Origin of the sequence: Micromonospora rosaria (assembly GCF_001567585.1) — a bacterium.
Lineage (GTDB): Bacteria > Actinomycetota > Actinomycetes > Mycobacteriales > Micromonosporaceae > Micromonospora > Micromonospora rosaria.
The window spans coordinates 1-10,029 of the sequence record NZ_LRQV01000193.1 but is presented as its reverse complement, the minus strand read 5'-3'; the positions used below and the strand labels follow the sequence as shown (position 1 = coordinate 10,029).

The window sequence follows — 10,029 nt, the reverse complement described above, 5'->3', positions numbered from 1 at the left end:
GGGCCCCCGGGGCACCCCGGGCCTCCCGGCCTCCCCGGCCGGGGTGCCCGGTCGGGGGTCGCGCTCGCGTCCCTGGCCGGCGTCGTCGCGCAGGTCCTCCTCCCAGCGGCGGAAGAGGTCGTGCTCCGGGGACCGGGACCGTTCGGCGATGGTCCGCAGGAACTCGGGGTCGTCGTCCGGCGCGGCCGGGGCCGGGGCGGCGCGGAACGACGCGCCACCGGGCCAGCCGGTCGTCCGCCCGGCCGGCAGCGGTCGGCCGGCGAAGAACCAGGCGAGCCAGCCGACCAGCGGAACGAGCAGGATGACTGCCACCCAGGCGGCCCGGGGTAGGGCCCGCACCGTGCCCTTCTCCGCCGACAGGCAGCTGATCAACGCGAGGGCGGCGGCGACGACCTGGACGAAGACGAGGAGGATCAACAGCCGGACCATGGGCCAATCATGACGCACCGTCGCGGTACGTCACCACAGCTCGTGCAGCACCAGCGCCAGGCCCGCCAGGGCGAGCCCGACGGCGGTCAGCGCGGCCTGCGCCAACGCCGGGCCGCCGGTGGGCGCCGGGCCGCTGCCGGTGCCCCGTCGCCAGCAGACCCGCAGGGCCACCGCCCAGACGCCGACCACGGCGAGGCCGACCAGTGCGCCGAACGGCTCCCCGGCCAGCGCCAACCGGAGCGCCAGCACGGCCACCACGGTCAGCGCGAGCGCGGTCCGACGCCAGGCCAGCCGGGTCCGCTCCGGTTGCAGGCCCGGGTCCCGCCCCGGGGGCGTCCCGGTCACCGCTGGCCGAGCGCCCCGGCCAGCACCGCCACCACCAGCAGCAGCGCACCGAGGCCGACGACGAGGGCGAGCACGGCGGGGAACCGGGAGGCGGGCAACTCCTCGTCCTGCCGGATGGCCCGTTCGGTGCGGGCCCAGTGGTCCACCGCCCGGACCGCCACCGCGCCGCCGACCAGGAGCAGCACGATGGCGATGGTCTCGCGCAGGTGCCGCAGCGGCAGCGGGGGCAGGAACTGCGCGACGGCGAGCCCGCCGCCGACCAGCGCCAGGCCGGTGCGCAGCCAGGCCAGGAAGGTCCGTTCGTTGGCCAGCGAGAAACGGTAGTCGGGGGTACGCCCCACCGCCCGCAGGTCGGAGGGGTCGAACCAGCGTCGGATCGCCTGCCACACGAACAGTGATTATCCGCTTTGTCCGCGTCGTAGCCTGTCCGGGTGAGCAGTGATCACGTATCGCCCGGTGCCGGCCCCCTCGACCCGACGACGCTGCGCAGCGCGTACGACACCCAGCTCCGGCCCGACATCCCCGATCCGGTGCCGGCCGGGGTGACCGTCGAGCGGGACGGCCCGCTGGTCCGGGTCACCGGGCGGGACGCGCGGGGCTTCCTCACGTACCGGGACCTCGGTGGCCTGACCGGCGCGGAGCTGGACGCGCTGATCGACCGGCAGGTGGAGTTCTTCCGCCGCCGGGGCGAGCCGGTCGAGTGGAAGCTCGTCGCCCACGACGAGCCGGCGGACCTGGCCGACCGGCTGCGCGCCGCCGGCTTCGTCGGCGAGGACACCGAGAGCGTGCTGGTCGGCCCGGTCGCGCCGCTGGCCGCCACGCTGCCGGTCCCACCCGAGGGGGTACGCCTGCGTGAGGTGACCGGCCGCGCGGACCTGGAGCGGATCGCGGCGATGGAGGCGACGGTCTGGGGCGACGACCGCAGTCACCTGGTCGACGGCCTGGCCGGGGAGATCGCCGCCGACCCGCAGTCGATCACCGTGGTGGTGGCCGAGGCGGGGACGGAGGTGGTCAGCGCGGGCTGGGTGCGGTACGTGGCGAACACCGGCTTCGCCACCCTCTGGGGCGGCTCGACGCTGCCGCGGTGGCGCCGCCGGGGGGTGTACCGGGCGCTGGTCGGCTACCGGGCCCGCCTGGCCGCCCAGCGGGGGCGCACCCTGTTGCAGGTGGACGCCTCGCCGGACAGCCGGCCGATCCTGCGACGGCTGGGCTTCGTCCAGGTCACGACCACCACGCCCTACGTCTACACTCCGTGATCATGGAGCGGTTGACGGACGACGAGCGGTTCACCCTCAAGCTGGGGGCCTTCGGCGCGGTGTACCTGGTGTCGAACGCCGATCCCGGCATCTTCGCCCTGGTCCGGGAGAGCTTCGCCGCCTCCGGCGTGCTGTCCGGGGCGAGCGGGGTGGTCAAGGAGGCGCTGACCACCGGGCCGCTGCCGAAGCTGCCCCGCGACAACGTCCTGGAGGTCGAGTCGCGGGTGCTCCCGGCCCTCGGTGCGGCGGTCGAGATCCTGCGCCGCAGGTCCCCGGCGGACGTGCAGGAGTACCGCTCGGTGGTGCTGGCCGCGGCCGACGAGGTGGCGCGGGCGCACAAGGGCGTCTCGTCGGCCGAGGCCGCGGTCATCGCGCGGATCCGGGACGCCCTCGGCGCGGGCGACTGACGACCCGCCGGTACGGGATGTCGTCCTGACGGCTTCCGGGCCGGGCGCGGGGCCGACCGCGAGTCGTGCGGTGAACCGAGTCCGGGCGGTGAGCTGAGTCACTGTGGCGCACCCCGGGCTCGATGCTACTGACAGGTAACATAGCTGGAGTGGGTAACTGCACCGCAGCCCGTGGTTGACCGGTCGGCAACGAACGCGCGAGGCTGCGGGCCGTACCAGGCGAGAGATCGCATGACCGGGCGAGAATTCGCACCACCAACAGGAGGGTCGTCGAAGCGCGATGAACATCGTCGTACTCGTCAAGCAGGTGCCCGACTCGGGCGCGGACCGCAACCTGCGCAGTGACGACAACACCGTAGACCGCGGTTCGGCGAACAACGTCATCAACGAGATGGACGAGTACGCCATCGAGGAGGCGCTGAAGATCAAGGAGGCGCACGGTGGCGAGGTCACCATCCTGACCATGGGCCCGGACCGGGCCACCGAGTCGATCCGCAAGGCGCTCTCCATGGGCCCGGACGCCGCCGTGCACGTCGTCGACGACGCCCTGCACGGGTCCTGCGCCGTGGCCACCTCGAAGGTCCTCGCCGCCGCCCTGGGGCAGCTCAACGCCGACCTGGTGCTCTGCGGCGCCGAGTCGACCGACGGCCGGGTCCAGGTCCTGCCGCACATGCTCGCCGAGCGGCTCGGCGTCGCCGCCCTCACCGGCGCCCGCAAGCTCACCGTCGACGGCGGCACCCTGACCGTCGAGCGGCAGACCGAGGAGGGCTACGAGGTGGTCACCGCCGCCACGCCCGCCGTGGTCTCCGTCTGGGACACCATCAACGAGCCCCGGTACCCGTCCTTCAAGGGCATCATGGCCGCCAAGAAGAAGCCGGTGCGGACGCTCGCCCTGGCCGACCTGGGGGTCGCCGCGTCCGAGGTCGGCCTCGACGGCGCGACCAGCACCGTGCTGGAGCACAGCAAGCGCCCGCCGCGCTCCGGCGGCGAGAAGGTCACCGACGAGGGCTCCGGCGGCACGCAGCTCGTCGAGTTCCTCGCCACCGAGAAGTTCGTCTGAGGGGGTCCGGGACATGTCTGAGGTTCTCGTCGTCGTCGAAGCCACCCGTGAGTTCGGCGTCAAGAAGGTCACCCTGGAGATGCTCACCCTCGCCCGCGAGCTGGGTACCCCCAGCGCCGTGGTGCTCGGTGGGCCCGGTGCCGCCGAGGCGCTGGGCGCCACGCTCGGCGAGTACGGCGCCCAGAAGATCTACGCCGCCGAGAGCGAGGAGATCGACGGCTACCTGGTCGCGCCGAAGGCCACCGTCCTCGCCGAGCTGGTCGGCCGGGTGCAGCCGGCCGCCGTGCTGCTCGCCTCCGCCCAGGAGGGCAAGGAGATCGCCGCCCGGCTGGCCGTCAAGCTGGACAACGGCATCCTGACCGACGTGGTCGGGCTCGCCGCCGACGGCACCGCCACCCAGGTCGCCTTCGCCGGCTCCACCATCGTGAAGTCCAAGGTCACCCGGGGTCTGCCGCTGGTCACCGTCCGGCCCAACTCGGTCACCCCGAGCCCGGCGCCGGCCACGCCCGCCGTCGAGCCGCTGACCGTGACGCTCACCGACGCGGACAAGCTGGCCCGGGTGGTCGAGCGGGTCGCCGAGCAGAAGGGCTCCCGGCCCGAGCTGACCGAGGCGTCCGTGGTGGTCGCCGGCGGTCGCGGGGTCGGCAACGCGGACAACTTCACGCTGGTCGAGGAGGTGGCCGACCTGCTCGGCGGCGCGGTCGGCGCGTCCCGCGCGGCGGTCGACTCCGGGTACTACCCGCACCAGTTCCAGATCGGGCAGACCGGCAAGACGGTCTCCCCGCAGCTCTACATCGCGCTCGGCATCTCCGGCGCGATCCAGCACCGGGCCGGCATGCAGACCTCGAAGACGATCGTCGCGGTGAACAAGGACGCCGAGGCGCCCATCTTCGAGCTGGCCGACTTCGGCGTTGTGGGCGACCTGTTCAAGGTCGTACCGCAGATCACCGAGGAGATCCGCAAGCGGAAGTGACCCGCGAGCACGGGTGACGCCGTCGTCGGGCCCGCCGGGAACCTCCGGCGGGCCCGACGCGTACCCACGGCCCGCCGGCCCCGGCGAGCGGGACCGGCGGGCCGCCGGTCAGCCCGTCAGGGTGCCCCGCACCAGGCTGTCGCCGGAGTGGGCGGGTTCGTTGTCGAACTGTTCGGCCGAGATGTCGACGACCGAGTACGCCCGCACATCGGCCCGGGGTGGCAACGGCAGCAGCACGTCCGGGCCGTCCCCGAGCACCCCGACGGAGAACATCGCCCCGGTGTTCGGATTGATCAGCCACACCTCGTAGTACCCCGGCACCGCCGGCAGGTCCGTCACGTGCAGGTGGAGCCGGCCGTCGTCGAACACCCGGGCCTCGCCCCGGGCCTGCGAGGGCGTCGCGCCGTACGCGGCCAGCGGGCCGCTGGCCACGACCCGACCCGGCGCGGGGGTACTCCGCTCGGTCTCCACCACCGCGAGGGTGCCGAGCACGCCGAGGACGGCCGCCGCCGCCGCGGTCCCGGTGGTCACCGCCCACCGGGGCCAGCGTCGCCGACCCCCCACCGCCACCCGCCCCGGCCGGGCCGGGACCCCGACCCGGGCCCCCGCCCCAGCTTCGACGCGGGTCTCGGTCTGCTTCCCGGTCCGGGTCTCGGCCCCGGCCCCGGCCTTGGTCCGGGTCTCAGCCTTGGTCCGGGTCTCAGCCTGGGCCGGCGGTTCCGCCACCGCCCGGATCTCGGCGACGATGCCCTGCCAGATGTGCTCCGGCGGGTCGGGCAGGTCCCGCACGGTCCGGGTGGCAGCGCCCAGCCCGGCGACGTGCCGGAAGGTCTCCACCTCGTCCCGACAGTGCGCGCAGGTGTCGAGATGGTCGGCCTCACCGGTGTCCGCCACGCTCTCACCGAGCGCCAGGAAGACCAGCCGGTCGTGGTCCAGGTGCTGCACCGTCCACCTCCCATCTGCGCTTCAGGCTCGCCATGCCGCGTCGGATGTGACTCTTGACCGTCCCCAGCGGCACCCCGGTCGCCGCGGCAATCTGCTGGTGTGTCAGGTCCTCGTAGAAGGCCAGTTCCAGCATCCGCCGCTGCTCCTGCGGCAGCCGGGCCAGCTCGTCGGCGACCACCAGCCGGTCGACCACGGTGTCCGGATCCGGGCCGGCGGTCGCCGGCTCGGGAAGCTGCCGGACGCTCTCCACCACCCGGTTCTCCCGGGCGCAGGCGCGCACCCGGTCGACCACCTTGCGGCGGCCGATGCCGAGCAGCCAGCCGAGCAGCGAGCCGCGCGCCGGGTCGAAGGTGTCCCGGCCCAGCCAGGCGGCGACGAAGGTCGCCTGGGTGACGTCCTCGGCGTCACTGCGGTTGGCGAGCACGCTGGTGGCCAGGTGGAACACGGCGCGGCCGTACCGGTCGTACGCCTCCCGCAGGGCCGACTCGTCACCCGCGCGGAACCGTTCGACCAGGTCGTCGTCCTGCGGTGGGTCGGGCGGGTCGGCTGCCTGCCGTACCGCCGTCACCGGGCGGTTCGCCTTTCCTGGGGCATGCCCGGACTGTAGCCGTCACGGCCCCCACCCCCACCGCCCGGTGCCGTCGCCCTGGCCCGCGCCGGTGCCCCGGCTCCGTCGCGTGGTGCCGTCGTCCCGGGCCGCGCCGGTGCCCGGCTCCGTCGCGTGGCGCCGTGGGGTGGACGCGCGGGGCGGGCGGTGCCGTCGCCTCGATAGGCTGGTGCCCGATGGCATACCTGGATCACGCGGCGACCACTCCGATGCTCGACGCGGCACTGGAGGCGTACGTCGCCACGGCCCGTGAGGTCGGCAACGCGTCGTCGCTGCACGCTGCGGGTCGCCGGGCCCGCCGCCGGGTGGAGGAGTCCCGTGAGCGGGTGGCCGCCGCCCTGGGCGCCCGCCCCTCCGAGGTGATCTTCACCGGTGGTGGGACCGAGAGTGACAACCTCGCGGTCAAGGGCATCTTCTGGTCCCGGCGGGCCGCCGGTGCCGGCCGGGACCGGGTGGTGTGCAGCGCGGTCGAGCACCACGCCGTGCTCGACGCGGTGGACTGGCTGGTCCGGCACGAGGGCGCCGAGGTGAGCTGGCTGCCGGTCGACGCCGAGGGGCGGCTCAGCCCGCAGCGGCTCGGCGCCGAACTCGACCAGCACGGCGACCGGGTGACCCTGGTCACCGCGATGTGGGCCAACAACGAGGTCGGCACGGTGCAGCCGGTGGCCGACCTGGCCGCCGTCGCCGCCGGCCACGGGGTGCCGTTCCACACCGACGCGGTCCAGGCGGTCGGCCAGGTACCGGTCGACTTCGCGGCCAGCGGCGTCGCCGCGCTGACCGTCACCGGGCACAAGCTGGGCGGCCCGACGGGGGTCGGCGTCCTGCTGCTGGCCCGGGACGTGACCGCCACCCCGCTGCTGCACGGTGGCGGCCAGGAACGCGACGTCCGCTCCGGCACCCTGGACGCCGCCGGCATCGTGGCCTTCGCGGTGGCGGTGGAGACGGCGGTCAAGGCCCAGCAGGAGTACGCCGCCCGGGTCGCCGCCCTCCGCGACGACCTGGTCGCCCGGGTCCGTCGGGCGGTGCCGGAGGTGGTCTTCAACGGCGACCCGGTCGACCGGCTGCCCGGCAACGCGCACTTCTCCTTCACCGGCTGCGAGGGGGACGCCCTGCTCCTGCTGCTGGACGCCCAGGGCATCGCCTGCTCGACCGGTTCGGCCTGCTCGGCCGGGGTGGCCCAGCCCTCGCACGTGCTGCTCGCGATGGGCGCCGACGACGACCGCGCCCGCTCCTCGCTGCGCTTCTCCCTGGGGCACACCAGCACCGCCGCCGACGTCGACGCCCTCATCACCGCCCTCCCCGCCGCCGTCGACCGCGCCCGCCGCGCCGCCGCCCTCCGCTCCACCCCCCGCTAACCCCCCCGCTGCTCCCCACCCCACCCCCTCCCCACCCCACCCCGCCCCACCCCCGCCCCCTCCCAACCCGTTGATCATGGAGTTGGCGGCGGTTTCGATCACCCTGAATCCCGCCAAGTCCATGATCAACGGGGCGAGGGTGAGGGTGGGGGCGGAGGCTAGGGGGACTGGGGGCAGCGGGGTGGGTGGGCGCGGGGTGGGGTGGGGCGGGGTGGGTGGGTAGGGTTGAGGGGGAAGGGGGCTGGGCGTGAGGGTGTTGGCGGCGATGTCGGGCGGGGTGGACTCCGCGGTGGCGGCGGCGCGGGCCGTCGAGGCCGGGCATGACGTGACCGGGGTGCACCTGGCGCTGGCCCGCAATCCGCAGACGTACCGCACCGGGGCGCGTGGTTGCTGCACCCTGGAGGACTCCCGCGACGCCCGCCGCGCCGCCGACGTGCTCGGGATCCCGTTCTACGTGTGGGACATGGCCGACCGGTTCCACGCCGACGTGGTCGACGACTTCGTCGCCGAGTACGCCGCCGGGCGTACCCCGAATCCCTGCCTGCGCTGCAACGAGAAGATCAAGTTCGCGGCGGTGCTGGACCGGGCGGTGGCCCTGGGCTTCGACGCGGTGGTCACCGGCCACCACGCCCGGCTCGGCGCGGACGGTCTGCTGCGCCGCAGCGTCGACCTGGCCAAGGACCAGTCGTACGTGCTGGCGGTGCTGACCCGCGAGCAGCTCGACCGGTCGGTCTTCCCGCTCGGCGACTCGACGAAGGCGCAGGTCCGCGAGGAGGCGGCCCGGCGCGGGCTGGCGGTGGCCGACAAGCCCGACTCGCACGACATCTGCTTCATCGCCGACGGTGACACCCGGGGCTTCCTCGCCGGTCGGCTCGGCGAGGCGCCGGGGGAGGTGGTCGACGCGCTCACCGGGGCGGTGGTCGGCAGCCACACCGGCGCGTACCAGTACACCGTCGGCCAGCGGCGGGGGCTGCACCTGGACCGACCGGCCCCGGACGGCCGTCCCCGGTACGTGCTCTCCATCACCCCGAAGACCAACACCGTCACCGTCGGCCCGGCCGAGGCGCTGGAGGTGTCCACGGTCCGCGCCGAGCGTCCGGTCTGGACCGGTGGGGCGCGCCCGACCGCGCCGGTGGAGTGCGAGGTGCAGCTCCGGGCGCACGGCGACGTGGTGCCGGCGACCGTCGAGCTGACCGACGGCGGGTTGCACGCCGAGCTGCGCCGCCCGCTGCGGGGCGTGGCCGCCGGGCAGGCGATCGTGGCGTACCGGCCGGACCCGGCCGGGGACGTCGTGCTCGGCTCCGCCACCATCACCGCCTGAGCACCACCACCGAGCCTCGGGCCGCCGTCGGGCCGCCGGCACCGCGCCTCGGGCCGCCGGCACCGCGCCTCGGGCCGCCGGCACCGCGCCTCGGGTGGGCGGCACCGCGCGTCAGGCCCTGGCACCGCGCGTCGGGTGGGCGGCACCCGCCCCACGGTCGGTGGCACCACGCCCCGGATGGTGGCGGCACCGTCCCACCACGGGCCGGCGCACCGGATACCCTTCGGCCGTGACTGATCAGCCCTGGCCCTGGCCGGCCGGCGCGGCGACGGGTATCGGCTCGCTGCCCGGCACCGACATCGCCGAGGCGCAGCGTGTCGTCCTCGGTGAACTGCCCGCGCTGCCGCACCTGCCCGAGTTGCCCGCCCGTGGTCCCGGCGCCGACCTGGTCGGCCGTACCGGCGGGCTCCTGGTCGAGCTGCCGATCGAGCTGTACGCGGCCCGGTGGCGGATCGCCGCCCGTCCGGGGCGGGACCTGCGCCGTGCCCGGGACCTGATGGAACGTGACCTGGACCAGCTCGCCGAGCAGGCCGAGGGGTACGCCGGGCCGGTCAAGATCCAGGCCGGCGGGCCGTACACCCTGGCCGCGTCGGTGGAGTTGCCGATCGGCGGCCGGCTGCTGCGCGACCCGGGCGCGGTCCGCGACCTCACCGGCTCCCTCGCCGAGGGGCTGCGCGGGCACGTCGAGGCGGTCCGCCGCCGGCTGCCGCAGGCCTCGGTGCTGCTGCAACTCGACGAGCCGTCGCTGCCGGCGGTCCTCGCCGGGCGGATACCCACCGAGAGCGGGCTGGGCGCGTACCGGCCGGTGGAGGCGACCGACGCGGCCGTCGCCCTGCGGACCGTGGTCGAGGCGGCCGGGGTACCGACCGTGCTGCACTGCTGCGCCCCCGACGTACCCCTGGAGGTGGTCCGTGCGGCCGGCGCGGTCGGGGTCGCGCTCGACCTCGCCCTGGTCACCGACCTGGACCCGCTCGGCGAGGCGATCGACGCCGGGCTCGGGCTGCTGGCCGGCGCGGTCGGCACGGCCGCGCCGCCGGCCGGTCGCGCGCCGACCTCCGCCCAGGTCGCCGACCGGGTACGCCAGCTCTGGGACCGGCTCGGCTTCCCCCGCCGCCGGCTGGCCGAGCAGGTGGTGGTCACTCCGGCCTGCGGCCTGGCCAACGCCTCCACCGGGTACGTGCGGGCGGTCCTCGCCGCCTGCCGGGACGCCGGCCGCCGCCTGGCCCACGAGTGAGCCCACTCGCGGCCTGAGCCGGGGTCGTGGCGGCGGTCCGGTGCTCCGACCTGCGGGTCCGGTGCCGGCTCCGACCTGCGGGTCCGGTGCCGGCTCC

12 protein-coding genes are annotated in these 10,029 nt (G+C 75.2%); 7 read left to right on the top strand and 5 right to left on the bottom strand.

Annotated features, from left to right (window positions below; all coding sequences use genetic code 11):
* The 3 genes from AWW66_RS29755 to AWW66_RS29745 form a co-directional block, all read right to left on the bottom strand.
* A partial coding sequence (locus AWW66_RS29755; protein ID WP_067373388.1) for a PLD nuclease N-terminal domain-containing protein occupies positions 1-429 on the bottom strand: 429 nt, incomplete at its 3' end.
* A 30-nt stretch (positions 430-459) separates the two neighbouring features.
* Positions 460-774, bottom strand: coding sequence for a DUF202 domain-containing protein (locus tag AWW66_RS29750; RefSeq protein WP_067373385.1), 315 nt, complete (start codon positions 772-774; stop codon positions 460-462).
* Positions 771-1,163: a YidH family protein gene (locus AWW66_RS29745; RefSeq protein WP_067373382.1), complete on the bottom strand. Its 393-nt coding sequence runs from the start codon at positions 1,161-1,163 to the stop codon at positions 771-773. Before AWW66_RS29745 ends, AWW66_RS29750 begins: the two co-directional genes overlap by 4 nt.
* A gap of 42 nt (positions 1,164-1,205) precedes the next feature.
* Between AWW66_RS29745 and AWW66_RS29740 the strand changes: the two genes are divergently transcribed.
* The 4 genes from AWW66_RS29740 to AWW66_RS29725 all read left to right on the top strand — a co-directional run bounded on the left by AWW66_RS29740 (position 1,206) and on the right by AWW66_RS29725 (position 4,470).
* Positions 1,206-2,030, top strand: a complete 825-nt coding sequence (locus AWW66_RS29740; protein ID WP_067373379.1) for a GNAT family N-acetyltransferase — start codon at positions 1,206-1,208, stop codon at positions 2,028-2,030.
* Positions 2,031-2,032: 2 nt separating this feature from the next.
* Positions 2,033-2,437, top strand: coding sequence for a hypothetical protein (locus AWW66_RS29735; protein ID WP_067373376.1), 405 nt, complete (start codon positions 2,033-2,035; stop codon positions 2,435-2,437).
* Between the two features lie 280 nt (positions 2,438-2,717).
* Positions 2,718-3,497, top strand: coding sequence for an electron transfer flavoprotein subunit beta/FixA family protein (locus AWW66_RS29730; protein WP_067373373.1), 780 nt, complete (start codon positions 2,718-2,720; stop codon positions 3,495-3,497).
* A 13-nt stretch (positions 3,498-3,510) separates the two neighbouring features.
* Positions 3,511-4,470, top strand: coding sequence for an electron transfer flavoprotein subunit alpha/FixB family protein (locus AWW66_RS29725; protein WP_067373371.1), 960 nt, complete (start codon positions 3,511-3,513; stop codon positions 4,468-4,470).
* Positions 4,471-4,578: 108 nt separating this feature from the next.
* Here the strand turns inward: AWW66_RS29725 and AWW66_RS29720 are convergent, their stop codons facing one another.
* Entirely contained in the window at positions 4,579-5,415 is an 837-nt protein-coding gene (locus tag AWW66_RS29720) for an anti-sigma factor (protein WP_067373368.1), read from the bottom strand.
* Positions 5,369-5,983 (bottom strand): RNA polymerase sigma factor, encoded by a 615-nt coding sequence (locus AWW66_RS29715; protein ID WP_067373364.1) that lies wholly within the window; start codon positions 5,981-5,983, stop codon positions 5,369-5,371. Before AWW66_RS29715 ends, AWW66_RS29720 begins: the two co-directional genes overlap by 47 nt.
* A 215-nt stretch (positions 5,984-6,198) precedes the next feature.
* On the opposite strand from AWW66_RS29715, the gene AWW66_RS29710 reads away from it, so the two are divergent.
* The 3 genes from AWW66_RS29710 to AWW66_RS29700 all read left to right on the top strand — a co-directional run bounded on the left by AWW66_RS29710 (position 6,199) and on the right by AWW66_RS29700 (position 9,932).
* Positions 6,199-7,377 (top strand): cysteine desulfurase family protein, encoded by a 1,179-nt coding sequence (locus AWW66_RS29710; RefSeq protein WP_067373362.1) that lies wholly within the window; start codon positions 6,199-6,201, stop codon positions 7,375-7,377.
* A gap of 247 nt (positions 7,378-7,624) precedes the next feature.
* Positions 7,625-8,698, top strand: a complete 1,074-nt coding sequence (mnmA, locus tag AWW66_RS29705) for a tRNA 2-thiouridine(34) synthase MnmA (protein ID WP_067373359.1) — start codon at positions 7,625-7,627, stop codon at positions 8,696-8,698.
* Positions 8,699-8,927: 229 nt separating this feature from the next.
* On the top strand, positions 8,928-9,932 hold the full coding sequence (locus AWW66_RS29700) for a methionine synthase (protein ID WP_067373356.1): 1,005 nt from the start codon (positions 8,928-8,930) through the stop codon (positions 9,930-9,932).
* Positions 9,933-10,029 lie beyond the last annotated feature (97 nt).